The sequence below is a fragment of the Klebsiella pneumoniae complex sp. WS1778 genome, assembly GCF_049472055.1.
GTDB classification, from domain to species: domain Bacteria; phylum Pseudomonadota; class Gammaproteobacteria; order Enterobacterales; family Enterobacteriaceae; genus Klebsiella; species Klebsiella quasipneumoniae.
Genome location: NZ_JBKGTJ010000003.1, coordinates 490,276 through 512,424, shown reverse-complemented (window position 1 = coordinate 512,424; position 22,149 = coordinate 490,276). Strand labels below are relative to the sequence as shown.

At 61.6% G+C, this 22,149-nt stretch carries 27 protein-coding genes and 3 tRNA genes; 7 read left to right on the top strand and 23 right to left on the bottom strand.

Annotated features, from left to right (window positions below):
* The gene (gene fucU, locus ACLEXF_RS17095) at window positions 1-423 is read left to right on the top strand and encodes an L-fucose mutarotase (protein WP_017899197.1); all 423 of its coding nucleotides are present in this window, start codon (window positions 1-3) and stop codon (window positions 421-423) included.
* 58 nt (window positions 424-481) lie between these two features.
* Window positions 482-1,192, top strand: coding sequence for an L-fucose operon activator (gene fucR, locus ACLEXF_RS17090; RefSeq protein ID WP_087770889.1), 711 nt, complete (start codon window positions 482-484; stop codon window positions 1,190-1,192).
* Window positions 1,193-1,244: 52 nt separating this feature from the next.
* On the opposite strand, the gene rlmM is transcribed toward fucR, so the two are convergent.
* The 4 genes from rlmM to ACLEXF_RS17070 all read right to left on the bottom strand — a co-directional run bounded on the left by rlmM (window position 1,245) and on the right by ACLEXF_RS17070 (window position 4,246).
* On the bottom strand, window positions 1,245-2,345 hold the full coding sequence (rlmM, locus tag ACLEXF_RS17085) for a 23S rRNA (cytidine(2498)-2'-O)-methyltransferase RlmM (protein ID WP_423265794.1): 1,101 nt from the start codon (window positions 2,343-2,345) through the stop codon (window positions 1,245-1,247).
* Window positions 2,338-2,733, bottom strand: a complete 396-nt coding sequence (locus ACLEXF_RS17080) for a DUF423 domain-containing protein (RefSeq protein ID WP_002915543.1) — start codon at window positions 2,731-2,733, stop codon at window positions 2,338-2,340. Before ACLEXF_RS17080 ends, rlmM begins: the two co-directional genes overlap by 8 nt.
* Window positions 2,734-2,752: 19 nt before the next feature.
* Window positions 2,753-3,670 (bottom strand): glycine cleavage system transcriptional regulator GcvA, encoded by a 918-nt coding sequence (gcvA, locus tag ACLEXF_RS17075; RefSeq protein ID WP_002915545.1) that lies wholly within the window; start codon window positions 3,668-3,670, stop codon window positions 2,753-2,755.
* Between the two features lie 351 nt (window positions 3,671-4,021).
* Entirely contained in the window at window positions 4,022-4,246 is a 225-nt protein-coding gene (locus ACLEXF_RS17070) for a YgdI/YgdR family lipoprotein (protein WP_002915549.1), read from the bottom strand.
* Window positions 4,247-4,443: 197 nt separating this feature from the next.
* Between ACLEXF_RS17070 and csdA the strand changes: the two genes are divergently transcribed.
* Window positions 4,444-5,649, top strand: coding sequence for a cysteine desulfurase CsdA (gene csdA, locus ACLEXF_RS17065; RefSeq protein WP_004205516.1), 1,206 nt, complete (start codon window positions 4,444-4,446; stop codon window positions 5,647-5,649).
* The gene (gene csdE / locus ACLEXF_RS17060; protein WP_043520790.1) at window positions 5,649-6,080 is read left to right on the top strand and encodes a cysteine desulfurase sulfur acceptor subunit CsdE; all 432 of its coding nucleotides are present in this window, start codon (window positions 5,649-5,651) and stop codon (window positions 6,078-6,080) included. The genes csdA and csdE overlap by 1 nt, the downstream gene beginning before the upstream one ends.
* A gap of 26 nt (window positions 6,081-6,106) precedes the next feature.
* Here csdE and tcdA read toward each other — a convergent pair whose 3' ends face one another.
* Complete coding sequence (gene tcdA / locus ACLEXF_RS17055) at window positions 6,107-6,928, bottom strand: tRNA cyclic N6-threonylcarbamoyladenosine(37) synthase TcdA (protein ID WP_004205514.1); 822 nt, start codon at window positions 6,926-6,928, stop codon at window positions 6,107-6,109.
* An 87-nt stretch (window positions 6,929-7,015) separates the two neighbouring features.
* Window positions 7,016-8,113 (bottom strand): murein transglycosylase A, encoded by a 1,098-nt coding sequence (gene mltA / locus ACLEXF_RS17050; protein WP_002915579.1) that lies wholly within the window; start codon window positions 8,111-8,113, stop codon window positions 7,016-7,018.
* 210 nt (window positions 8,114-8,323) lie between these two features.
* Between mltA and ACLEXF_RS17045 the strand changes: the two genes are divergently transcribed.
* From ACLEXF_RS17045 to ACLEXF_RS17035, 3 genes are all read left to right on the top strand, one after another.
* A tRNA-Met gene (locus ACLEXF_RS17045) sits at window positions 8,324-8,400 on the top strand.
* Window positions 8,401-8,433: 33 nt separating this feature from the next.
* Window positions 8,434-8,510 (top strand) — tRNA-Met (locus tag ACLEXF_RS17040).
* Between the two features lie 32 nt (window positions 8,511-8,542).
* Window positions 8,543-8,619 (top strand) — tRNA-Met (locus ACLEXF_RS17035).
* A 95-nt stretch (window positions 8,620-8,714) separates the two neighbouring features.
* On the opposite strand, the gene cobT is transcribed toward ACLEXF_RS17035, so the two are convergent.
* Genes cobT through ACLEXF_RS16950 form a run of 17 tightly spaced genes read right to left on the bottom strand, consistent with a single transcriptional unit; the run spans window position 8,715 to window position 22,140 of the window.
* Window positions 8,715-9,770, bottom strand: coding sequence for a nicotinate-nucleotide--dimethylbenzimidazole phosphoribosyltransferase (gene cobT, locus ACLEXF_RS17030; RefSeq protein ID WP_023319039.1), 1,056 nt, complete (start codon window positions 9,768-9,770; stop codon window positions 8,715-8,717).
* 43 nt (window positions 9,771-9,813) lie between these two features.
* On the bottom strand, window positions 9,814-10,359 hold the full coding sequence (gene cobU / locus ACLEXF_RS17025; protein ID WP_043520796.1) for a bifunctional adenosylcobinamide kinase/adenosylcobinamide-phosphate guanylyltransferase: 546 nt from the start codon (window positions 10,357-10,359) through the stop codon (window positions 9,814-9,816).
* Window positions 10,353-11,876 carry a cobyric acid synthase gene (locus tag ACLEXF_RS17020; RefSeq protein ID WP_065802653.1) on the bottom strand — a complete coding sequence of 508 codons (1,524 nt, stop codon included), beginning with the start codon at window positions 11,874-11,876 and terminating at the stop codon, window positions 10,353-10,355. Before ACLEXF_RS17020 ends, cobU begins: the two co-directional genes overlap by 7 nt.
* Window positions 11,873-12,697, bottom strand: a complete 825-nt coding sequence (locus ACLEXF_RS17015) for an energy-coupling factor ABC transporter ATP-binding protein (RefSeq protein ID WP_023319040.1) — start codon at window positions 12,695-12,697, stop codon at window positions 11,873-11,875. The genes ACLEXF_RS17020 and ACLEXF_RS17015 overlap by 4 nt, the downstream gene beginning before the upstream one ends.
* 8 nt (window positions 12,698-12,705) lie before the next feature.
* Window positions 12,706-13,383 carry an energy-coupling factor ABC transporter transmembrane protein gene (locus tag ACLEXF_RS17010; RefSeq protein ID WP_049092081.1) on the bottom strand — a complete coding sequence of 226 codons (678 nt, stop codon included), beginning with the start codon at window positions 13,381-13,383 and terminating at the stop codon, window positions 12,706-12,708.
* Window positions 13,370-13,651, bottom strand: a complete 282-nt coding sequence (locus tag ACLEXF_RS17005; protein WP_004205507.1) for an energy-coupling factor ABC transporter substrate-binding protein — start codon at window positions 13,649-13,651, stop codon at window positions 13,370-13,372. The genes ACLEXF_RS17010 and ACLEXF_RS17005 overlap by 14 nt, the downstream gene beginning before the upstream one ends.
* A gap of 1 nt (window position 13,652) precedes the next feature.
* On the bottom strand, window positions 13,653-14,390 hold the full coding sequence (gene cbiM / locus ACLEXF_RS17000; protein WP_004205506.1) for a cobalt ECF transporter S component CbiM: 738 nt from the start codon (window positions 14,388-14,390) through the stop codon (window positions 13,653-13,655).
* Window positions 14,390-15,100 carry a cobalt-factor II C(20)-methyltransferase gene (locus ACLEXF_RS16995; RefSeq protein WP_423265793.1) on the bottom strand — a complete coding sequence of 237 codons (711 nt, stop codon included), beginning with the start codon at window positions 15,098-15,100 and terminating at the stop codon, window positions 14,390-14,392. The genes cbiM and ACLEXF_RS16995 overlap by 1 nt, the downstream gene beginning before the upstream one ends.
* Window positions 15,097-15,891 (bottom strand): sirohydrochlorin cobaltochelatase, encoded by a 795-nt coding sequence (gene cbiK, locus ACLEXF_RS16990; protein WP_017899205.1) that lies wholly within the window; start codon window positions 15,889-15,891, stop codon window positions 15,097-15,099. The genes ACLEXF_RS16995 and cbiK overlap by 4 nt, the downstream gene beginning before the upstream one ends.
* 10 nt (window positions 15,892-15,901) lie before the next feature.
* Window positions 15,902-16,687: a cobalt-precorrin-6A reductase gene (locus ACLEXF_RS16985; protein WP_205426324.1), complete on the bottom strand. Its 786-nt coding sequence runs from the start codon at window positions 16,685-16,687 to the stop codon at window positions 15,902-15,904.
* Window positions 16,684-17,409, bottom strand: a complete 726-nt coding sequence (locus ACLEXF_RS16980; protein WP_205426325.1) for a precorrin-3B C(17)-methyltransferase — start codon at window positions 17,407-17,409, stop codon at window positions 16,684-16,686. The genes ACLEXF_RS16985 and ACLEXF_RS16980 overlap by 4 nt, the downstream gene beginning before the upstream one ends.
* A complete protein-coding gene (cbiG, locus tag ACLEXF_RS16975) occupies window positions 17,409-18,464 on the bottom strand; it encodes a cobalt-precorrin 5A hydrolase (protein ID WP_148390263.1) in 1,056 nt (351 codons plus the stop codon). Before cbiG ends, ACLEXF_RS16980 begins: the two co-directional genes overlap by 1 nt.
* On the bottom strand, window positions 18,445-19,218 hold the full coding sequence (locus ACLEXF_RS16970) for a cobalt-precorrin-4 methyltransferase (protein ID WP_053810000.1): 774 nt from the start codon (window positions 19,216-19,218) through the stop codon (window positions 18,445-18,447). The genes cbiG and ACLEXF_RS16970 overlap by 20 nt, the downstream gene beginning before the upstream one ends.
* The gene (locus tag ACLEXF_RS16965; protein ID WP_080838210.1) at window positions 19,211-19,780 is read right to left on the bottom strand and encodes a decarboxylating cobalt-precorrin-6B (C(15))-methyltransferase; all 570 of its coding nucleotides are present in this window, start codon (window positions 19,778-19,780) and stop codon (window positions 19,211-19,213) included. The genes ACLEXF_RS16970 and ACLEXF_RS16965 overlap by 8 nt, the downstream gene beginning before the upstream one ends.
* On the bottom strand, window positions 19,770-20,375 hold the full coding sequence (locus ACLEXF_RS16960; protein ID WP_109938188.1) for a cobalt-precorrin-7 (C(5))-methyltransferase: 606 nt from the start codon (window positions 20,373-20,375) through the stop codon (window positions 19,770-19,772). The genes ACLEXF_RS16965 and ACLEXF_RS16960 overlap by 11 nt, the downstream gene beginning before the upstream one ends.
* Window positions 20,369-21,508: a cobalt-precorrin-5B (C(1))-methyltransferase CbiD gene (gene cbiD / locus ACLEXF_RS16955; protein ID WP_080841389.1), complete on the bottom strand. Its 1,140-nt coding sequence runs from the start codon at window positions 21,506-21,508 to the stop codon at window positions 20,369-20,371. Before cbiD ends, ACLEXF_RS16960 begins: the two co-directional genes overlap by 7 nt.
* A complete protein-coding gene (locus tag ACLEXF_RS16950) occupies window positions 21,505-22,140 on the bottom strand; it encodes a cobalt-precorrin-8 methylmutase (protein WP_069602797.1) in 636 nt (211 codons plus the stop codon). The genes cbiD and ACLEXF_RS16950 overlap by 4 nt, the downstream gene beginning before the upstream one ends.
* Window positions 22,141-22,149: the final 9 nt, after the last annotated feature.

Here is a 22,149-nt window from a genome sequence, read left to right as displayed (position 1 = left end):
ATGCTCAAAACCATTTCCCCGCTGATATCGCCGGAACTGCTGAAAGTGCTGGCCGAAATGGGCCATGGGGATGAAATTATTTTTTCCGATGCCCACTTCCCGGCGCACAGCATGGGTCCGCAGGTGATTCGGGCCGACGGCCTGCGGGTCAGCGATCTGCTGCAGGCGATTATCCCGTTGTTCGAGTTAGACAGCTATGCGCCGCCGCTGGTGATGATGGCCGCCGTCGAAGGCGATGCGCTCGACCCGACGGTGGAACAGCGCTATCGGCAGGCGCTTTCGGCGCAGGCCCCCTGCCCGGATATCGTGCGGATTGACCGCTTTGCCTTCTACGACCGGGCGCAAAAAGCCTTTGCGATCGTTATCACAGGAGAGTGCGCTAAGTACGGAAATATCCTTTTAAAAAAAGGAGTCACGCCGTAATCTCATGCCGGAGCGTCTGCCTGATGCAGACGCTCAATCAATGATGGGGTGAGAATAAATGAAAGCGGCCCGCCAGCAGGCGATCGTCGATCTCCTGATCAACCACAGCAGCCTGACCACCGAAACGTTGTCAAAACAGCTCAACGTCAGCAGGGAAACCATTCGCCGCGATCTCAGCGAGCTGCAGGCGCAGGGCAAAGTGCTGCGCAACCACGGCCGGGCTAAAGTGATCCACCAGCGCAGCCAGGACAGCGGCGACCCTTTTCACATGCGGCTGAAAAGCCATTACGCGCATAAAGCCGATATCGCCCGCGAAGCGCTGGCCTGGATTGACGAAGGGATGGTCATCGCCCTCGATGCCAGCTCCACCTGCTGGTATCTCGCCCGCCAGCTGCCGGACCGCCCGCTGCACGTCTTTACCAACAGCCAGCCCATCTGTCAGGAGCTGGCTAAACGCGACCAGATCATGCTCACCTGCTCCGGCGGTACTCTGCAGCGGAAATATGGCTGCTACGTTAACCCGGCGCTGATTTCCCAGCTGAAATCGCTGGAGATCGATCTGTTTATTTTTTCCTGCGAAGGCATCGACCCGCAGGGCGCGCTGTGGGACTCCAATGCCTTCAATGCCGACTTCAAATCGATCCTGCTTAAGCGGGCGGCGCAGTCGCTGCTGCTGATCGATAAAAGCAAGTTCAACCGCTCCGGCGAAGCGAGGATTGGTCATCTGGATGAGGTGACGCATATTGTGTCGGATGCGCCGGAGCCTTAAGCATGCGGCGAAGGCCAGAGGACATGCGCGTCTCTGGCCTCAGGGTGAGTGATTAACGCTCGTCGCGACGTCCGCCAACGGCGGCCCACAGGCGACGCACGTGAACGGTCACCTCTTCACGATCGTGATACAGCTGACGCGCCTGGATCTGGGCGTTAACGCCGTGCTCGTCCAACTGGGCCTGAATGTAGGCCAGATTCTGCGACACCTCTTCATAGCGCTTTTTCATCGGCAGCTTGAGGTTGAAGATGGTCTCCCGGCACCAGCCGTTGACCAGCCACTGCGCCATCAGCGCCGCCACTTTCGCTGGCTTTTCCACCATATCGCAGACCATCCACGAGATGTTATTGCGGTTAGGACGATAGCGGAAACCGTCTTCACGCAGCCAGGTCACCTGGCCGGTATCCATCAGGCTCTGGGCCATCGGGCCGTTATCGACCGAAGAGACCCACATGTTGCGTTTCACCAGCTGATAGGTCCAGCCGCCCGGGCAGGCGCCGAGGTCAACGGCATACATGCCGTTTGCCAGGCGCTCGTCCCACTCGTCCGCCGGAATAAAGACGTGGAACGCCTCTTCCAGCTTGAGGGTGGAGCGGCTCGGCGCGTCGGACGGAAACTTCAGCCGCGGAATGCCCATATAGAACGGCGAGTTATTGTTACTGTACGAGTAGCCGGTATAGCAGCAGCCCGGGGCGGTAAAGAACACATGCACCACCGGACGCTTCGGCGTTTCATAGCTGGTCAGGACGCCCGCTTCGCGCAGCGCCGCGCGCAGCGGCACGGTAAACTTGCGGCAGAACTTCATCAGCTCTTTGCTTTCGTTGGTGTCCGCCACCTCGACGCGCAGATCGCCGCCCTTCTCCACCACGCCCTGCAACATGCCGACGATCGGCGTAATGCGATCCTCCGGCGGCAGGTCGCGCAGCAGTTCGCCAACCACAAACATCTGGCGGGCGAAGATCAGCGAGCTGAACGGCAGATCGCGCACCAGCTTCTCGCCATCATCCTGCTGATAGCCTTCAAAAATCACATAGCCAGAGTCTTCTTTGACCCGGGCGAAACCAAACACCTCGAGGCGGGCTGCCTTATCGGTAATTTCTGCTGCGCACTCTTTCTCAAACCCAGGGCGACAATAGAGGACAACCTTATTCATGAACAACGCCCTTACGTTTCAGACGAATTGCACCAATTAACATTAACACCCAGCCGGCGAGGAAGCTCACGCCGCCCACCGGGGTCACGAACGCCCACAGGCGTAAATGAGAGAGCGCCAGGCAGTAGAGGCTGCCGCTGAACAGCACGGTCCCTAACGCCAGAAACACGCTACTCCAGTAGAACCAGATACTGATCCGACGCTGCATCGCCACCGCCAGACCAAAAATCGCCAGGGTATGGAAGGCCTGATACTCCAGGCCGGTATGGATCCAGGCCATCTCCGCCGCGCCGAGCGATTGACTTAAGACATGCGCGCCGAAGGCACCCAGAGCCACAAAGATAAAGCCGCTAATCGCGGCGAATATCAGCATAAAACGGCTGGTCATGTTGTTACCCTACAAGTAATTATTGTTCATAACGAAAGCGGAATTTTTCTTGTTCACTTGCCGCTTTCGCCAGAATCCACTGCCGGAAAGCGGCTATTTTACCCAGTTCTGCCTGACTGTCATGGCAAACAAGGTAAAACGCATTCTTACTGACCAGAACATCATTAAATGGACACACCAGGCGACCGGCTTCAATTTCGGACTGCGCCATGACATTGTTGGCCAGCGCCACGCCCTGCCCGTGAATGGCCGCCTGCAGCACCATCGCGCTGTGGCTGAAAATCGGCCCCTGCTGCACATTAATATGGCTTAGACCAAGCTGGCGGGTATAAGTTTGCCAGTCGCGGCGGGACGCATCGTGAAGCAGCGTATGTTGCGCCAGATCGGCAGGCGTTTTCAATGCTTTATCGCCGGTGAGCAGCAGCGGGGAACAGACCGGCAGCAGATACTCGGCGTACAGTTTTTCCACACGCAGGCCCGGCCAGTTGCCGCGACCGTAAAAAATCGCCACATCGACATCGTCCGCCAGCTTATCCTCCTGACGGTCCACCGCCTGGATCCTGACGTCGATTCCCGGATAAGCTGAGTTAAAGCTTGTCAGTCTCGGCACCAGCCACTGGATGGCGAAACTTGGCAATAAACTGACCGTTAATGCCCCTTTGGCGCTGCGCGCCTGCAGTTTACGCGTCGCTTCCGTCAGTTGCGAAAAAATCTCTTTAATATCCTGAAAATAGCTCTGCCCTTCTTCCGTTAACAGCAGCGAACGATTGCGCCGACGGAACAGCTTAAGGCCCAGAAAATCCTCGAGAGACTTGATTTGGTGGCTGACTGCGGCCTGCGTCACAAAAAGCTCATCGGCTGCCCGAGTGAAGCTGAGATGGCGTGCGGCTGCATCAAAAACACGTAATGCATTCAGAGGAGGTAATCGCTTCGACATGGTTATTCTGGCTTAGATGTTAACTCAATTTAACAAATAGGAAACAATGGTTAACCTATTAGTTTTTTTTATCTGAGCCATTATAAATTGTCCGTTGAGGTTCTACCAGCAAATACCTATAGTGGCGGCACTTCCTGAGCCGGAACGAGAAGCTTTTTTTGGAATGCGTGTTCCATCAAGCTTTTGGCTTACGGTTGTGATGTTGTGTTGTTGTGTTTGCAATTGGTCTGTCTTTGCAGACCCCGGTAGCAAGGCTACCCCTTTTCACTTCCTGTACATTTACCCTGTCTGTCCATAGTGATTTAATGTAGCACCGCAACGCGCGGTGCTTTTTTTTGCCTTTTTACTGCCTTACTCGTCCAGCTCACCCAGCTGTTTCACGTCAGAGCGATTGATCTGCTGTTTGTTGCCCCACGCGTCCTTATACGAGATCATGCCAGTATCATTATCGGTTTGCGGTTTCCCGTCGGTAACGATGGTCCGCCCATCATTGGTATGCATCACATAGTTAGAGGAACAGGCGCTCAGGCCTAAAGTCAGCATACAGGCAGAGATAATCGCAGCGGCCTTAGTCATTTTCATTTTTCTCTCCTTACGGCTATTTATACTATTCGTGACTCGTTAAGTAATAGGTTAAAACACAAACCCAACACTTTTCAGCATAACCCTCTTTGACCCACGTGGAGTCACATTCGGACAATTCCACAGAGCGCAGAGGCCTTGTCACGCCCGACAAATTGCGCGACGATCGCGGTATTGATACGAGGAATTCCATGAACGCATTCAACCCTGCGCACTTTCGCGCGCAGTTTCCGGCTCTGGCCGATGCCGGCGTCTATCTCGACAGCGCGGCGACGGCGCTCAAACCGCAGGCGGTGATCGACGCCAGCGACCAGTTTTATCGCCTGAGCGCCGGCAACGTCCACCGCAGTCAATTCGCCGCCGCCCAGCGGCTGACCGAGCGCTATGAGGCGGCCCGCGAGCGCGTGGCGGCGTGGCTGAACGCCCCCTCAGGCAAAGATATCGTCTGGACGCGGGGGACCACCGAGGCCATCAATATGGTGGCGCAGAGCTACGTCCGGCCGCGCCTGCAGCCTGGCGATGAAATTCTCGTTAGCGAAGCCGAGCATCATGCCAACCTCGTGCCCTGGCTGATGGTGGCCGGGCAAACCGGCGCCAGAGTGGTCAAGCTGCCGCTCGGCGCCGACCGCCTGCCGGATATCGCCAGCCTCAGCGCGCTCATTACCCCGCGCAGCCGGGTGCTGGCCATCGGCCAGATGTCCAACGTCACCGGCGGCTGCCCGGACCTGGCTCAGGCCATCCGCCTTGCTCACGCCGCCGGGATGGTGGTGATGGTCGACGGCGCGCAGGGGGCGGTGCATTTCCCCGCGGACGTGCAGGCGCTGGATATCGATTTTTACGCCTTTTCCGGCCATAAGCTGTATGGCCCGACCGGGATCGGCGCCCTGTACGGCAAAAGCGAACTGCTGGCGGCGATGTCGCCCTGGCTCGGCGGCGGGAAGATGATCGCCGAGGTCAGCTTTGACGGCTTTACGCCACAGCCGGCGCCCTATGGCCTTGAGGCCGGTACGCCCAATGTCGCCGGGGTTATCGGCCTCAGCGCCGCGCTGGAGTGGCTGGCGCAGAGCGATATCGGCCAGGCGGAAAACTGGAGCCGCAGCCTGGCGAGCCTGGCGGAAGAGGCGCTGGCGAAACGGCCGGGCTTCCGCTCTTTCCGCTGCCAGCAGTCAAGCCTGCTCGCCTTTGAGTTCGACGGTATTCATCACAGCGATCTGGTGACGCTGCTGGCCGAGTCCGGCATTGCCCTGCGCGCCGGGCAGCACTGCGCCCAGCCGCTGCTGGCGGCTTTAGGAGTCAGCGGCACGCTGCGGGCCTCTTTCGCCCCCTACAATACCCAAGACGATGTTGCAGCGCTGGTCCACGCGGTGGATCGCGCCCTGGAAATTTTGGTGGATTAATGACGACCCTGCACCCCTTCGGCACGACCATTACCGACGCCACGCTGCGCCAGACCTTCGCCCCGCTGAACCAGTGGGAGGATAAATATCGGCAGCTGATTTTATTGGGCAAAAAGCTGCCGACGCTGACCGATGAGCGCAAAGCGCAGGCCCATGAGATTGCCGGGTGTGAGAACCGCGTCTGGCTGGGCTATGAGGAGGACGCCGAGGGCAGGCTGCACTTCTTTGGCGACAGCGAAGGAAGGATTGTGCGCGGTCTGCTGGCGGTACTTTTAACTGCCGTGGAAGGAAAAACCCGCGCCGGGATCCTGGCGCAGGATCCGCTGGCGCTGTTCGACGAGCTGGGGCTGCGCGGCCAGCTCAGCGCCTCGCGCAGCCAGGGCCTCAGCGCCCTGAGCGAGGCGGTGCTCGCCGCCGCCCGCGAGCGCTAATCTCAAGCTTTCGCTTACCCGCCGAACTACTTCCCGGAAGCCGCAGCGTCGCGCTGCGCTTTCGCCAGCATCTTCTTCAGGGCATGCGACACCGCGACAAACCCGAAGGTCGCGGTCACCATCGTCGCCGCGCCAAAGCCGGCAGCGCAGTCCATCCGCTTCGGTCCTTCCGCCGTGCTCTTCATCGCGCAGACACTGCCGTCCGCCTGCGGGTAGACCAGCGCTTCCGTAGAGAATACGCAGTCCACGCCGAGCTTGCCTTTACTGTTTTTCACCACCCCAAACTGGCTTTTCAGCCGCTCGCGCAGTTTAGCCGCCAGCGGATCCTGGATGGTCTTCGCCAGGTCAGCGACCTGGATCTGCGTTGGGTCAATCTGGCCGCCCGCCCCGCCGGTGGTGACCAGCGGCACTTTGTAGCGGCGGCACCAGGCGATAAGCGCCGCTTTTGGCCGGACGCTATCGATGGCGTCGATGACATAGCTGAAGCCGGCGCCAAGGTATTCGGCCACGTTTTCCGGGGTTACGAAATCATCCACCACCGTCACCCGGCACTCCGGGTTGATCAGGCGAATACGCTCCGCCATCACCTCCGCTTTCGCCAGCCCGACGTTGCCGCTGAGGGCGTGGATCTGGCGGTTGGTATTGGTAACGCAGACATCGTCCATATCGATAAGGGTGATCGCCCCGATGCCGGTCCGCGCCAGCGCTTCCGCCGCCCACGAGCCGACCCCGCCGATCCCGACCACGCAGACGTGGGCGTCGGCAAAACATTGCAGCGCTTTTTCACCATATAAACGTGCCGTACCGCCAAAACGCTGGCGCCAGGCATCGCTGATTACAACAGACATAGGACCTCAGAACAAAATGACAGCGCCCGGAGGCCGCCGCAAACGGCGTCATCCGGGCGCCCTGGTCAACAGGCACGGCCAGGGGTGTTAGCCGCTAAAAACATTTCCCGCGCCTGGCGCGTTTTTCAGCACCCATACGCGGCCGTAGTGGTTATACCAGCCGGCACGGTGGCCAGCGTCAGGCCCAATGCCCTGATAGATGTCGAAATGCTGGCCTTTGATGGCCCCACCAACGTCGAGGGCGACCATCAGACGCAGTTCGTACTGGCCGTTAAACTTGCCGTTATTATCCAGCAGAGGTACCTCGGCCAGCAAGGTGGTTCCCGGCGGAATAATCGACCGGTCGGAGGCCACCGAGGCGCGGCCGATCAGCGGCACGGCGCTGGCGCCTTTCACCGGCGCGAAAGACTGTGGTTTAAAGAACACGAACGACGGGTTCTGCTCTAGCAGCTCGCGCACTTCCGCTTCGCTGTGCTTTTCACCCCACTCGCGGATCGCCTGCATCGACATATCTTCTTTCTTCACTTCCCCGCGGTCGATCAGCACTTTGCCGATGCTGCGATAGGGCCAGCCGTTTTTCCCGGCATAGCTAAAGAAGTTGAGCGGCGAACCGTCGCCAAAATCGATATAGCCGCTGCCCTGCACGTCCATGATGAAGTTATCCATCAGCGAATTGCTGTACGCCAGCACATAGTTGTCGCTCAGCGCGCCGGCATAAATGCTGGCGCGGGACGGCAGCTTGCCGCGCTTCGGCGGCATCCGGTAAATGGGGTACTGGAATTCGCCCTGACGGGTGTGGCGCGCCTGCACCACCGGCGTGTAGTAGCCGGTAAACTGGACGTTGCCATAGTTGTCGACGCCCTGCATCTGCCAGGCGTCGATGCCAAACTGGCGCAGCGTGCGGGTGTCGCCGCCGGCGCGCAGCCACTCCTGCAGCGCGTTATAGACGTTGCTCTGGCTGTTATAGAGGCGCGGAGAGGCGTTACGAATTTGATTAACCTGCTCGGAGAAGTCGCCGGCGTTGATCGGCGCCCCGACGGCATCCGGCTGGTTTACCAGTGAAAACGGCTGGGTGAACTTGCCATCGCTATATTGCTGACCGCGGTCGGTCGGTTTTGAGGAACAGGCGGCGAGCATAGCCAGCATTGCCCCCGTCGCTACGTATTTTGCCCAACGTCCTTTCATGGTGTCTCATCTTTTGCTGCGAAGCCTTAGTGCGTGTTGAAGATAACAAAGCGCCAGAGCTATTGAAATGCGCGATCTCATCGATGGCACAGATTTGTGTAAAAAAACACCACAACGTGGCGTTTTATAAGCCAATTCTTACAAAAATGTCGATTTGGTCGAAAAAAGGTTGCATCATCTCGCTAGCGGAGTATAGTGCGCTTCCACGGACGCGGGGTGGAGCAGCCTGGTAGCTCGTCGGGCTCATAACCCGAAGGTCGTCGGTTCAAATCCGGCCCCCGCAACCAATTAAAATTTGATGAAGTAAAGCAGTACGGTGACGCGGGGTGGAGCAGCCTGGTAGCTCGTCGGGCTCATAACCCGAAGGTCGTCGGTTCAAATCCGGCCCCCGCAACCAATCAAATTTGACAACGTGAAGCAGTACGGTGACGCGGGGTGGAGCAGCCTGGTAGCTCGTCGGGCTCATAACCCGAAGGTCGTCGGTTCAAATCCGGCCCCCGCAACCAACATCATAAACACCCTCAAGGGTGTTTTTTTGTTTCTGCCGCCGGCAAAACCTCTGCCGAAAACGGGAACGGCCATTGCCGCCCCCATCTCCTGCTTACCCCTTAGGTAACACAATATTGCTGGCCGCCAGCATGCCCATGCGATGGTACATCGCACAGGCCGCCTCGACGATCGGCATCGCCAGCGCCGCGCCGCTGCCTTCCCCCAGCCGCATACCCATATTGAGATACGGTTCGAGTCCGAGGTGCGCCAGCGCGATACGCGCCCCCTTCTCCGCCGAATAGTGGGACGGGATCAGATACGGTTTTACCGCCGGCGCTATCCGGCACGCCGCCAGCGCCGCCGCGTAAGAGAGAAAGCCATCCAGCACCACCGGCAGCCCGCAGGACGCCGCCCCCAGCATGACGCCGGTCATCCCCAGCAGATCAAATCCACCGACTTTGCTCAGCACGTCGAGGCCATCCTTCGGGTCGGGCTGATTAAGGGCGATAGCCCGCCGCACGACCTCCACCTTGTTGCCAACCTTCGCCAGCGGCAAATTGGCGCCAATCCCGACCACCTCCTGCGCATCGCTGCCGGTCAGGACGCTGACCATCGCCGCCGCCGGCGTGGTATTGGCCATCCCCAGTTCGCCGACGCCAAACAGAGTCACGCCCTCCTGCGCCAGCGCGCGGGTGTAGCGCATCACCTCCAGCAGCAGCTCCTGCCCCTGCTCGCGGCTCATGGCCGGGCCGCGGGCAATATTGCCGCAGCCCCGCGCCACCCGCATATTCACCACGCCGGGCAGCGGTTCGCTATCGATCCCGACATCAATCACGTGCACTTGCGCCCCGGCCTGGGCGGCGAGCACGCAGACGCCGGTGGTGCCGCGGGTCATATTGGCGGCCTGGATGGCCGTGACCGCCTTCGGCGAAATCGCCACCCCTTCGTCCCATACCCCATGGTCGGCGCACATCACCAGCAGGGCCTTTTTCGCCACCTGCGGCTGGCCGCCCAGGCCGGGCATTCCCGCCAGCTGCACCGCCAGCGCCTCCAGACGCCCGAGGCTGCCGGGGGGCTTGAGTAAGCCGTCGATGTGTTGCTGTGCCCGCGCCATGGCGTCGGCGTCCGGCGCGGGGATCGCCCGCAGTACCTCGTTTACGCTTTGCATACAGAATCCCTGCCAGGGCTGGCCCGGTCGGCCAGCGATTGAGTTATTTGATTTTGACGCCGATGCCGGAGACCACCAGCCAGACCGCATCCGCCGCGGCCGCCAGGCGCTGATTGACCCGCCCGGCGATATCGCGAAAATGCCGCGCCAGGCGGTTCTCCGGCACAATGCCCATCCCCACCTCGTTGGTCACCAGCACGACGTGCGCCGGGCAGCGCTGACAGGCGGCAATCAGCACGCCAATTTCGTCATCAATAGCCCGCTCCATGGCGGCGTAATCCCAGCCGTCGGGGTCGCTGTCGCCGCCGAGCGCGAACAGCAGGTTGGTGACCATGGTGGTAATGCATTCCAGCAAAATCGCCTCCTCTGGGGCGGTATCCGGGGTGATCAGTTCATCAAGCTGCTGCCAGCGCTCGGCGGTGCGCCAGTGGGCGGGCCTGCCGTCGCGATGATGCTGGATCCTTGCGGCCATCTCGTCGTCAAATATTTGCGAGGTGGCGATATATAAAACCTGCGGCGCATCGGCAATCAGCGCCTCGGCATGGCGGCTTTTGCCGCTGCGCGCGCCGCCGGTAACCAAAGTCAGCATAGGGGCTCCTGATGTTGGCGCATGATGGCGTAAATTTTATCGATGGCGATATGTTCGCGCATGGCATCGGCCAGCAGGTCAAACTGGCGGGTTTTATAGCGGGCATACTCAAGGGCGCTGTCCAGCGGCGCCAGCCCTTTGCGCTGACGCAGGCCGTTGAGCAGCGCCCGGGTAAAGGCATCGTTGTCGAACAGGCCGTGCAGATAGGTGCCAAACGCCAGGCCGTCGTCGCTGACCGCGCCGTCTGCCACTGACTGTCCCGCTTTATGCAGCTGCAGCAGCGGCGCGCAGCCTGCCTCACGGCGCGTCTCGCCCATATGAATTTCGTAGCCACTGACCCGCAGCCCCGCCGCGTCGGCTAACCAGTCCGGGAGGTTAGCCTCCAGGGTCGCCTGCACCTGAGTGGTGGTTTTGCGCTGGGCGAAGTGGGTCACGGTCTTCAGCACCCCCAGTCCGGGCTGGGTGCCAAGGCCAGACTCCACCTCATCGATAATGGTATCGCCGAGCATCTGATAGCCGCCGCAGATCCCCAGCAACGGCACCTTGCGCTGCCGGGCCTGCTCGACCGCGTGCGCCATGCCGCTTTCACGCAGCCAGCACAGATCGCCGAGGGTATTTTTACTGCCCGGGAGAATGACCAGGTCGACGTCGGCCAGCGCCTGCGGGTCGCGGACATAGCGCACCCGGACGTCAGGCTGCGCCGCCAGGGCGTTAAAGTCGGTAAAATTGGCGATATGCGGCAGGTGAACGACGGCGATGTCGATATCGCGCCGGTCGGTGCGGTGGTATTTCCCGGCCTGCAGCGCGACGCCGTCCTCATCCTCAAGGTCAACTTCAAGCCACGGCATAACGCCCAGCACCGGCACGCCGGTCAACGCCTCGATCTGCTCGATCCCCGAGCGCAGGAGCGCCACATCGCCGCGGAATTTATTGATAATCACGCCTTTCACCCGCGCTCGCTCCTCGGGCTGCAGCAGCGCCAGCGTGCCGTAAATCGCGGCAAATACCCCGCCGCGGTCGATGTCGGCCACCAGGATCACCGGGCACTGCGCCATTTCGGCCATGCCCATATTGACGATATCGCGGTCGCGCAGGTTAATTTCCGCTGGGCTGCCGGCCCCTTCCAGCACCAGCGCCTCATACTCCCCGGCCAGGCTCTGGTAGACCGCGAGGATCTGCTCGCGCAGGCGTGGCTTGTACTGGTGATAGCTCACCGCGTCCATGCTGGTCGCCACCTCCCCCATCAGCACCACCTGCGCCTGACGGTCGCTGGTGGGCTTGAGCAAAATCGGATTCATGCGGACATCCGGGGCGATCCCGGCTGCTTCGGCCTGGAAAATCTGCGCCCGGCCCATCTCTTTGCCATCCGGCGTAATGCCGGAGTTCAGCGCCATATTCTGTGATTTAAACGGCGCGGTGCGCAGTCCATCCTGATAAAAAATGCGGCACAGTCCCGCCACCAGCACGCTTTTCCCGACGTCGGAAGCGGTGCCCTGTAACATAATCGCCAGCGTCATGACGCCTCCTTAATCGCGCCTATCGCATCGTTGCGCATCCGCTGAAAAAACTCCGCTTCGGTTTTACACAGCGGCAGCCCCAGTTCGCTATGAAGTTTCACCAGCCACGGCTGGGTCAATCCCGCCCGGGCCATGGTCTCCGCGCAAGCAAACACCTCGCCGGGTTCCCCTTCGGCCAGCACTTCGCCGTGCCGCAGAACGTAAACGGCGTCGCTCACCTCATAGATCAGATCGATATCGTGGCTGGAGATCGCCACGTGGTTGCCGCGATCGGCAATGCGCTTGATGATGTCGATCATCTGCGCGCGCCCGCGGGGATCGAGGCCCGCGGTGGGCTCGTCAAGCAGCAGGTAGCGCGCCTGCAGCACCAGCGCCCCGGCGATCGCCACCCGTTTTTTCTGCCCATGACTGAGGCACTGGATCGGCTGCTGGCGAAATCCCTGGGCATCGACGAGGGTCAGCGCCTCGTCCACCCGGCGGGCGATCTCCTCTTCCGCCACCCCGAGGTTACGCAGACTAAAAGCGATATCGCTATCGATATCGGTATAGAAGATTTGCTGGTCCGGATCCTGAAACACCGTCGCCACCTGCTGGCGCAGCGCCAGCAGGCCGCGCTTGCTGTAGTCCAGCGGTTTTCCCTGCCATAGCACCGCCCCGCTCTGCGGGCGCAGCAGGCCGCTCAGGTTCATAAACAGCGTCGACTTTCCGCAGCCGTTGGCCCCCACCAGGCCGGTCACCGCATGGCGGGAAAAATCCAGCGTCAGCCCTTTAAGCACCGGCTCATCCTGATAGCGAAACCAGAGATCGGTTGTGGCAAGCATACTTATCCTTAAAGGTGAAAATCACCCTGGTACAATTTGATATCCAGCGCCGTGCTCATCTGTTGATAGCGCAGGAGGACGCGGGTGAACAGCAGTCCCACCAGCATCGCCAGCGAGCGATAGCCCTGCGGCACGCTACCATAGCCAAAACGCAGGGTTTGCGCGCGGTGAATCGCCATCGCCTCGTCCAACAGAATAAAAATGAAGCGCCAGGTCAGCAGGATCTGCTCCGTCAGCAGTCGCGGTACACGACCGCGCTTGAGTAAAATAATCAACTGCGGGAAAGGCAGATTGAGCACCAGCCAGAGCGTCGCCGCCATCGCCGCCAGGCTGCGCCAGAAAGTCTCCCCGGCCACGGCCAGCCCCTGGGCGGAAATCCCTATCGAGAAAGCGCCCAGCCGAAAGCTCGCTAACAGCATCTGCGGGTCGCGGCTGACGCTGAACAGAATGGTCAGCACGCCGACCAGCAAAAAGCCAAAGGGCAGCGCCATCCAGCGGCACCAGCGCTTGAATGAGACCCGTAGCAGCCAGCAGGTCAGCGCGGCGGTTAGCGCCAGCGTCAGCGCCTGGCCCCATGCCGGAAGCGTAAAGGCCAGCGCCATCAGCAGCAGCCAGAGCAGAAACTTCCGCTCTGGCGCCACCTGCAGCCAGCGGCTCTGGTAGCTGAGTCGGTCAAACCCGGTCATCACGGCGCTGTCTGCCCCTCGCATATCCGAGAATGTAAAAAATCACCGCCGCGCCCAGCGAGCCCTGCAGGGTAAACAGCAGGCTCTCAATCTCGCCGCTCGCCGGTTCATATAGCGGCTGGAACCAGGGTTGATAATCCGGCGCCACCGCCTGGATCTGGCTCTCCGCTTCGCCGTCCGAGCCGCCAAACTCGCCGCCGTGGTTAATAAAAAATGGCAGGATCATCAGGGCGACCACCATCGCCAACAGGATCAGGGTCTTTTTCATATTAATGTCCCTCCGCGGCGATCAGTCGCCGTTTGGTTAGCTGATCGTAGATCATCACGGTGAGCAACCCTTCCGCGATGGCGATCGGGATTTGCGTCAGGCAGAAGATGCCCATAAACTTGGCGATCGATCCACCTGCTCCGGTTGCCGGATCGGGAAAGGCCACCCCGAGCTGGACGGAGGTGACAAAGTAGGTCATCAGATCCGCCAGCATGGCGCAGAGAAAGACCCCGACATCGCGACGGATCCCCGCCCGACAGGCCAGCTTCCACACCAGATAGCCGACCATCGGACCGATCACCGCCATCGACATCCCGTTGGCGCCAAGGGTGGTCAGGCCGCCATGCGCCAGCAGCAGCGCCTGGAACAGCAGAACGATCGCCCCCAGCACCGCCACTACGCCCGGCCCGAAGAGGATCACCGCCAGACCAACGCCGGTGGGATGCGAGCAGCTGCCGGTCACCGACGGGATCTTCAGCGCCGAAAGAACAAAAATAAACGCCCCGCAGAGAGCCAGCAGCACCTTCTGATTGCTCTCTTCCTGGACGATACGCCGCAGGCGCACCAGGCCGTACCACAGGCAGGGTAAAAACAGCAGCCACCACGCCAGCGCCCACATCGGCGGCAAAAAGCCCTCCATGATATGCATGGCGAACGCCTCCTGTGGGACGATGATCAGCAGAACAGCAGCCGCCAGCCCCCCATACGAAAGCTGCTTCAGCGATTGCACCTGATTCATTACGCCTCCTCCCACTGTTTGTTAACCAGGATGGTCGAGAAATAGGGCAGCGGCTGGTCATCGCTGACCTCGCGCAGGCTGCGCCAGCACTGCTCACCCGGCAGGGTGGCCTCTGACATCATCAGCGCCGCATCCAGCAGCCCCGCCTGCGCCAGCAGCGCCTTAATGCGGGCGAAGCGGCCGTAGACTTTCATCAGAACCAGACTGTCATGCTGGCGCAGCGCCGCGGCAATGTCCGCTTCCGGCGCGGTGCAGGAGATCACCGCCAGCGACTGCTGCTCCATGGCCAGCGGGGTTTTCGCCCGCGCAGCAATGGCGGCGAAGGAGGTAACGCCAGGGACAATCTCCAGCCAGTCCGGGCAGCCAATCCGCTGCAGCAGAAAGACCCAGGTGCTGAACAGCATGGCATCGCCGAGGGTGATAAATCCGACCTGCCTGCCCTCCGCCACTTCCTGGGCCAGCGCCGCGGCGACATCGTTCCACACCGCCTCTTTTTCCGCGCTGTCGGCGCTCATCGGAAAATGGCAGCAGCGGACCTCCGTGTGTGCGCCAAGGTACTCGCGCATGATGGAGAGGGCCAGGCTGTCGCCGCCTTTGCGACCGGCTGGCGCATACAGCACATCCAGCTGGCCGAGGATCCGCGCCGCACGCACAGTGATCAGATCGGCCGCCCCCGGCCCGGTGCTCAGGGCGTACAGTTTGCCGCTCATGCTGCTTTCTCCATCGCGTTATTCAGCGCCTGCTGCAGATGGGCGACGAACATCGCCCGCACCGCCGGATTTTCCCCTAACCCGCTCAGCCACGGCGTTGCCGTGATACCGGCGGCATTGAACAGCGTTTTCCAGGAGTCCTCTTCGTCCGAGGCCATATCGTTAATGGCGTGATCGCCGGCCACCAGCATCAGCGGCATCAGGTGCACGCCGGTCACGCCCTGGCGAGCGAGTTCGTTAATCACGATGTCCACTTCGGGATAGCTTTCCACCGCCCCCACCCGCGCCGGAAAACCCTGCACCGCCATCATATGATCCAGACAGGCGTAGGCCGCGAAGGCGTGGTGGCTGGCGCCATGCCCCATAAATACCACTCGTTCCGTCGCCGCCAGCGGCGGCATCTGCTGGCGCAGGGCCTGCATTAGCTGCACGTAATCGCCATGACCGCTCAACAGCGGCGCGCCCAGCGTCAGACGCTGAAAGCGCGGGCGCATGCTCTGCACTTCGCGAACGATCTTCTCGTACTCGTCGCCGTTGATAATGTGCAGGGACTGGATCGCCACATCCTGGTACCCCTGCTCGGCCAGCTTTTGCAGGGCCTGCAGCGGGGTATCGATATGGATGCCGTCGCGCTGCTGCAGTTTGCGAATAATCATCCCCGAGGTGAAGGCGCGAAACAGCGTGCGGTCCGGGCAGCTGGCGGCCAGATCGCGCTCGCAGGCAGCGATGTTCTTCTCGCGGGTGTCGTGATAGCTGGTGCCAAAGCTCACCACCAGAAGTGCTTTTTTCATATCCTGTTCCTCAAGTCGCCGACAGCCAGCGCGTCAGCCGCGCAGCGAAATCGGCCTGGCTTTGCAGTAATTCATCGCCCGTCACCAGCGGCGCCGGACGGGTAATGACGATGCAGGGGATCCCCGCATCGAGACAGGGTTGTACTTTTTCCTGATAGCCCCCTTCCGCCCCAGAGGCTTTCGTCACCACGACGTCGGCCCGGCACTGGCGATAAAAGGCGGCGTTAAATTCAGCGCTGAACGGCCCGCAGAGGGCAAAGATCTCCCCCACGCCAAATCCCAGTTCGCTGCAGTGCTGAACTACCTCCGGCACCGGCAGCACCCGGGCAAGCAGCGTTTTATCCGCCAGCCCCGCCCGCCAGGCCGCCAGATCTTTGCTGCCGGTGGTCAGCAGGATCCGCTCGCCGAGGCGATGGGCTACCGCGCAGGCCTCGTTCAGATCGCCGACGACGTGAAGAAGCGGATGGCGCAGATCGCTCAGCTGCTCCGGCCTTTGATAGCGGCTGAGCAAGACTCCGACGCTGGCGCAGGCGCGTACAATATTCTCGCTGACCACCTCGGCGTAGGGGTGAGAGGCGTCGATTACCCAGCGGGTGCGTTGCGCCTTCAGCCACTCCGCCATCTGCTGCCACTCCATGCGCCCGCAGCGCACCTGGCCGCGAATATCCCCCGCCAGCTGCTGACCGGTGAGCGTCGCCACCGACAGGGTGTAGCGCACGCCGGCGGCGTCCAGCTGCTGGCAGATCGCCCGCGCATCGCTGGTGCCTCCGATAACCAGCACGTCGCCGTGGTTCACAGCGCGTAGCCTCGCGGGGTAATCATCAGACCTTTATCGATGTATGTCGCTTTGTTGCCGACGATCACCAGGCTGGTCATATCCACCGGGGCGAAATCCATCTCCCCGAGGGTGGTCAGCCATTTCTCCTGCTTTTTACGCCCGGCGGATTTGACCACGCCAACCGGCGTATCCGCGCTTTTGCTGGCCGCCAGCAGCGCAAAGGCGCGCGCCAGATGCCCTTCGCGGCCGCGGCTGCGGGGGTTGTAAAAACAGATAACGAAGTCCGCTTCCCCGGCGGCGACAATGCGTTTTTCAATCACCGACCACGGCGTCAGCAGATCGCTGAGGCTGATATGGCAGAAATCATGCATCAGCGGCGCTCCGAGCAGCGAGGCGGCGGCGATACTGGCCGTCATCCCCGGGATCAGGCGGACCTCAATGTCCAGCTGCTGCTTATTAACCAGCTCCAGCACCAACCCCGCCATGCCGTAGATGCCGGCGTCGCCGCTGCTGATCAGCGCAACGTTGTGCCCGGCCTGCGCCAGCTCGATGGCCGCCTGGCAGCGTTCAATCTCTTTGCACATGCCGGTTTTGATCACCTGCTTGTCACCGGTAAAGGCTTTTACCAGGTGGGTGTAGGTCTTGTAGCCCACCACAATCTCCGCCGCCTGCAGGGCCTCCACGGCTTCCATGGTCATCATCGCCTGCGAGCCAGGGCCAATTCCGATTACGCTTAACATCAGTGTGAAACTCCCAAAGTAATAGTGACGCCCTGCTCGCGCAGGGTTTCGCCGGACAGGTTTCCCTGACTCAGCAGCCAGGCCACCGGGCCGGAGACGCTGCCGACGCCGACCATCTCCCGGACAAAAGACGAGGCCGGAAAGCGGTGCTCGTGCTCGCGCAGCGCCTCGGCGCTGAAGGTTTCGAACGGCACCCGGCAGCGATGAGCCAGCTGGCGGAGCCCCGGCTCGTTTGCCTTCAGGCTCACGCTGCCGATCGCTTTCAACGCCAGTGGGTCAAGGCGCTGGGCAGCAAGCTGGCGCTCCAGCAGCGTACTGAGCAGCGCGCAGGGGGTGTCGCGCCGGCAGCCGATCCCCGCCACCACCCGCTGGGGCACCAGCTTCCAGTGAGGTATCGGCAGCGGCGGCAGCGACCGGCGCAGGGTGATGCAGATCAGCGCGTCGAGCGACGGCAAGCGCGTAAGGTTCCTCACCGGAATAAAGCCGCGCTGGTCGCAGCGGCTTAGCGCCTCGGTAAATTCAGCGTCGCACCACAGTCCCACCCGCTTACCGCTCACCAGCATCTGATTAACGGTTTTCACCGTCGCGCGAAAATCGGTCATCCGGGCGTTCAGCTCAACAGCCAGTGTGTCGAGGGCGGCCAACTCGTTGACGTCGGTTGCGGTGGTGATCACCGGGTCGGCGCCGAGCATCCCGGCGAGATAGCGGGTCAGGGCATTGGCCCCCCCGGCATGGCCGGAGATCAGGCTGATGACGTGCCGGGCGCGCTCATCAATCACCACCACCGCCGGGTCGCTGAGCTTGTCATTCACCAGCGGCGCCAGCACCCGCACGGCAATCCCGGTGGCGCCGATAAAAATCAGCGCCGAAAAGCTGCTGAACGCCTCGCGGGCAGCGCTGGCAAAGCCGCCGTTAAAGGGGATAAACCCCTCCTCCTGCAGCGCCTCGCTGGTGTAGCAGGTGAGCGGCAGCATGGCCGCCAGCCTTTTTGCCAGCCGCACGCCGCCGGGCGTCAGGCAAAACAGGGCAATGGATTCAGGCTTTACGGTATTCATGGCTAAAATCCGCTGCGTACAGTTTGGAGTAGTGATACTCATCGCCGAGGAAGGGACCGACGAGGATCAGCGCCGTTTTGCGGATCCCGGCGTCGCGTACCTTATCGCCGATGTCCGCAAGGGTTCCGCGGACGGTCTGGCTTTCCGGCCAGGTGGCCTTATAGATCACCGCGACCGGGGTGGTCGCCGGGTAGCCGCCCTCCACCAGCCGCTCCGCCACCCGGTGAATACGCTGCACTGACAGGTAAATCGCCATCGAGGTCTGGTGGCTGGCAAAGGCCTCCAGCTGTTCGCGCGCAGGAACCGGCGTGCGCCCTTCCAGACGGGTAATAATCAGACTTTGCGATACCTCGGGCACCGTATATTCCACCCCCAGCTCCGCCGCCGCCCCGAGGAAGGCGCTGACGCCCGGCACCACCTGCCAGCGGATCCCGCGGCGGGTCAGCTCTTCGCCCTGCTCGCGCACCGAGCCGTACAGCGAGACGTCCCCCGTCTGCAGGCGCACCACCGTTTTTCCCGCCTTCACGCCCGCTTCCATCAGATCGAGGATCTGCTCCAGATGCAGCGCGGCGCTGTCGTGACACTCCGCCTGTGGCGGACAGTAGGCCAGCAGCTCGGTGTTAATCAGCGACCCGGCGTAGATCACCACCTGCGCCTGCTGCAGCAGACGGTAGCCTTTGAGAGTAATCAGTTCGCAATCGCCAGGACCGGCGCCGACGAACCACACGCAATGGGGATCAAAAGTCTTAGCCATGGTTTCCTTCCTTCTGACAGGCGATGACAAAAACGGGATTATGGGGTTTGAAGTAGTGGCCGCTGCCCAGCGTGGTCAGCGATGAGACGTTCAGCTGCAGGCAATCAATCTGTGTAATCCCCCGCTGCTGCAGATAGTCGAGAGCCGCATTCAGGTTCTCCTGCAGGATAAAAGTCATCACCAGACGGCCACCGGGATAGAGCTGCTGCCACGACCAGTCAATGAGCTCGTCGAGGCGGCCGCCGCTGCCGCCCATAAAAATGGCGTCGGCGCGTTCGGTCATCACCATCGGCGCTTCGCCGGGCAGGATCTCAATATTGCCGCAGGCGAAATGCTGGCGGTTTTCGTCCAGCAGCCGGAGAGCCGCGGGGTTGCGTTCGATGGAGGTTACCTGCAAAGAGGGATACTGCAGCGCCGCCTCAATCGACACGCTGCCGGTACCGGCGCCGATATCAATCAAGTGGCTTGCCCGGTGTAGCTCAAGTTTGGCCAGCGCCAGCGCGCGAACCGCCTCTTTGGTCATCGGCACCTTCTCGCCGCGCAGAAAAAGCTCATCTTTCATCGAGGATCACCACCGCGTTCATCTCAAATTCGGCATCGACCTCACTGACCGGTAGCCAGTGGATCCGCTCGTTATCCATCGCCAGATTTTCGCCAATCACCATCCAGCGATACCCTTTACCCCGCGCCGCCAGCTGGGCGGCGATTTCCCGCGGCCCGCAGCGCCCGTCGGTCACCATCGCCACCTTGCGCTGGCGCGCCAGCTCATCAAAACAGACGTCCCGTCCGTGGCTGCTGGTCAGCCAGATATCGTTCATATCGATACCGGCCTTCGCGCAGAGATACTGCACCGCGCTGATGCCGGGGATAATGCGCACGCGCTCGATGCCAAAGTGGGCGATCAGCCGCGTGCCGATGCCGTAAAAGAGCGGGTCGCCTGAGGCCAGCACCACCACCTTCTGCGCTGCGCGTTCGCCGAGCCAGACCAGCAGTTCGGCAATATTGGCGCCCAGCGCAAACCGTTCGCCGCGAAATCCGGGGAACTGCTCTAAATGCCGCTTACCGCCTACCAGCGCATCCGCGCTGGCGACCGCATCTTGCGCCGCCGGCGTCATCAGATGCAGGCCTGACGGCCCCATGCCGACCACCGTTAACATGACATCTCCCGCGCAATCTCGGCGATCGGCCGATTGCTGCCGAGAACCTTGTTATCAAAGGAGAACATGATGGCGTCGCAGACGGGCGGCGCTTTGGTAAAGCGCAGCATCTGCATCACCCGCAGACAGATGCGTTCAGCAAGATGGTTATAGATAGGCTGAAAACCGTACGCGTCGATGTGCTCCATCGCCGCTTCGGTGGTATCGCATTCGCTCACCAGCTGCAGCAGCGCCAGCGGTGCCCCCTGCAGCGCCAGATGCGCGACCAGCGTTTCCATGCGCGCATCGGCGATATGGCTGTGGGTATGGAAGATCCCGGCGGCGACTTTAATCAACTTGCCGGGATGGCCAATCAGCACGATCTGACGGAACCCGAGGCGCACGGCCTCTTCAATCATGTAGCCGACGAAGTTGCTCATGGTGACCACCACCTGCGAGTCGATGCCCATCTGCTCACGTACGAAGCGCTCGCCGTGGTTCCCCGGCACCAGCACCACGCGCTCCAGTCCGGCGGCGCGTTTGATCTCCAGCTCGAGGGAGAGCGAGCGCTTCCAGCTCTCTTCCGACATCGGGGTGACGATCCCGGTGGTGCCGATAATCGAAATCCCGCCGAGGATCCCCAGCCGCGCGTTATAGGTTTTTTGCGCCCGCACCTCGCCCTCCGGGGCGAAAATCTCTACCGTCGCCCCGCGCGACGGGCCAATCGCCTCGCGCACCGCCGACTCGATGGTGTGGCGCGGGGTGCGGTTAATCGCCGGGCTGCCGATGGGCAGGCCGATCCCTTTGCGGGTGACTGTGCCGATACCTTCGCCGCCGCGCAGGGTTATCTCGCCGGAGTCGTCGAGCGTCACGCGGGCGAAAATCAGCATCCCGTGGGTGGCGTCAACGTCGTCGCCGCCGTCTTTACGGATGGCGGCGATCGCCTGCTGCCCTTCGACGTGCGGCGACTCGACGTTAAGACACAGCGTGACGCCGGAAGGGGTGACAATGGAGACCTGATGAATGAGGTGCTGGCGCATCACCATCAGCGCCGCCACCTTAGCCGCCGCCGTCGCGCACGAGCCGGTGGTGTAGCCTTTGCGCAGCGCTTTGCCGTTGTGCCACACCGGGGCGTCGAAGGATTGCTCGCTCATCGCGCCTCCCGCAGGTGGTACAGCAGGGCGTTCACAATTGCTGCCGCCACGTTGCTTCCCCCTTTGCGGCCGAGCGCAGCGATAGCCGGCAGGCCGCTCTCGCTGAGCGCCGCTTTCGACTCCGCGGCGCCGACGAACCCGACCGGCACCCCCACCACGCCGCCGATAGCCGTTTCGCGGTGTTCCAGCAGGCGAAACAACGCAGTTGGCGCATTGCCAAAGACAAACACTTTCTCCCCGGGCTCCTGCACCGCAATATCCACCGCCGCCATCGAGCGGGTCATCCCCCGGCTTTGCGCCTCGCGCACCACCCGCGGGTCGCTGATATAGCAGCGGCATTCGCCGCCAAAGCGGGCTAACAGGGTTTTGTTGATCCCGGACAGCGCCATGGTGGTATCGGTATACAGGGTGCAGGGCCGGCTCAGCGCCTCGCTCAGAGCGATCAGGGCATCCGGAGAAAACCACAGAATATCCAGCCACTCGAAGTCAGCGGTGGTGTGGATCACCCGCTTGATAATCGCCTCGTGCAGCGGGCTGGCGAAACGGTAGTCCGGTCGCGTTTCGGCGATGATCTCGCTGATGATGTCGAAGCTTTTCGCCTCAATCGCCTGCGGTTGTTGTATGTACTGCATCAGGTTCTC

Excerpts from the sequence above, each read along its gene's own strand:
- ACLEXF_RS16950 (WP_069602797.1), bottom strand. The coding sequence starts at position 22,140 with ATGCAGTACATACAACAACCGCAGGCGATTGAGGCGAAAAGCTTCGAC.
- ACLEXF_RS16965 (WP_080838210.1), bottom strand. The coding sequence starts at position 19,780 with ATGAAAGATGAGCTTTTTCTGCGCGGCGAGAAGGTGCCGATGACCAAA.
- rlmM (WP_423265794.1), bottom strand. The coding sequence starts at position 2,345 with ATGAATAAGGTTGTCCTCTATTGTCGCCCTGGGTTTGAGAAAGAGTGC.
- ACLEXF_RS16980 (WP_205426325.1), bottom strand. The coding sequence starts at position 17,409 with ATGTTAAGCGTAATCGGAATTGGCCCTGGCTCGCAGGCGATGATGACC.
- tcdA (WP_004205514.1), bottom strand. The coding sequence starts at position 6,928 with ATGTCTGTTGTAATCAGCGATGCCTGGCGCCAGCGTTTTGGCGGTACG.
- ACLEXF_RS17015 (WP_023319040.1), bottom strand. The coding sequence starts at position 12,697 with ATGCTTGCCACAACCGATCTCTGGTTTCGCTATCAGGATGAGCCGGTG.
- cobU (WP_043520796.1), bottom strand. The coding sequence starts at position 10,359 with ATGCTGACTTTGGTTACCGGCGGCGCGCGCAGCGGCAAAAGCCGCCAT.
- ACLEXF_RS16970 (WP_053810000.1), bottom strand. The coding sequence starts at position 19,218 with ATGGCTAAGACTTTTGATCCCCATTGCGTGTGGTTCGTCGGCGCCGGT.
- ACLEXF_RS16995 (WP_423265793.1), bottom strand. The coding sequence starts at position 15,100 with ATGAGCGGCAAACTGTACGCCCTGAGCACCGGGCCGGGGGCGGCCGAT.
- csdA (WP_004205516.1), top strand. The coding sequence starts at position 4,444 with ATGAACGCATTCAACCCTGCGCACTTTCGCGCGCAGTTTCCGGCTCTG.
- ACLEXF_RS17020 (WP_065802653.1), bottom strand. The coding sequence starts at position 11,876 with ATGACGCTGGCGATTATGTTACAGGGCACCGCTTCCGACGTCGGGAAA.
- csdE (WP_043520790.1), top strand. The coding sequence starts at position 5,649 with ATGACGACCCTGCACCCCTTCGGCACGACCATTACCGACGCCACGCTG.
- ACLEXF_RS17005 (WP_004205507.1), bottom strand. The coding sequence starts at position 13,651 with ATGAAAAAGACCCTGATCCTGTTGGCGATGGTGGTCGCCCTGATGATC.
- mltA (WP_002915579.1), bottom strand. The coding sequence starts at position 8,113 with ATGAAAGGACGTTGGGCAAAATACGTAGCGACGGGGGCAATGCTGGCT.
- ACLEXF_RS16960 (WP_109938188.1), bottom strand. The coding sequence starts at position 20,375 with ATGTTAACGGTGGTCGGCATGGGGCCGTCAGGCCTGCATCTGATGACG.
- cbiK (WP_017899205.1), bottom strand. The coding sequence starts at position 15,891 with ATGAAAAAAGCACTTCTGGTGGTGAGCTTTGGCACCAGCTATCACGAC.
- fucR (WP_087770889.1), top strand. The coding sequence starts at position 482 with ATGAAAGCGGCCCGCCAGCAGGCGATCGTCGATCTCCTGATCAACCAC.
- cbiM (WP_004205506.1), bottom strand. The coding sequence starts at position 14,390 with ATGAATCAGGTGCAATCGCTGAAGCAGCTTTCGTATGGGGGGCTGGCG.
- gcvA (WP_002915545.1), bottom strand. The coding sequence starts at position 3,670 with ATGTCGAAGCGATTACCTCCTCTGAATGCATTACGTGTTTTTGATGCA.
- ACLEXF_RS17070 (WP_002915549.1), bottom strand. The coding sequence starts at position 4,246 with ATGACTAAGGCCGCTGCGATTATCTCTGCCTGTATGCTGACTTTAGGC.
- cobT (WP_023319039.1), bottom strand. The coding sequence starts at position 9,770 with ATGCAAAGCGTAAACGAGGTACTGCGGGCGATCCCCGCGCCGGACGCC.
- fucU (WP_017899197.1), top strand. The coding sequence starts at position 1 with ATGCTCAAAACCATTTCCCCGCTGATATCGCCGGAACTGCTGAAAGTG.
- cbiG (WP_148390263.1), bottom strand. The coding sequence starts at position 18,464 with ATGAATACCGTAAAGCCTGAATCCATTGCCCTGTTTTGCCTGACGCCC.
- cbiD (WP_080841389.1), bottom strand. The coding sequence starts at position 21,508 with ATGAGCGAGCAATCCTTCGACGCCCCGGTGTGGCACAACGGCAAAGCG.
- ACLEXF_RS17080 (WP_002915543.1), bottom strand. The coding sequence starts at position 2,733 with ATGACCAGCCGTTTTATGCTGATATTCGCCGCGATTAGCGGCTTTATC.
- ACLEXF_RS17010 (WP_049092081.1), bottom strand. The coding sequence starts at position 13,383 with ATGACCGGGTTTGACCGACTCAGCTACCAGAGCCGCTGGCTGCAGGTG.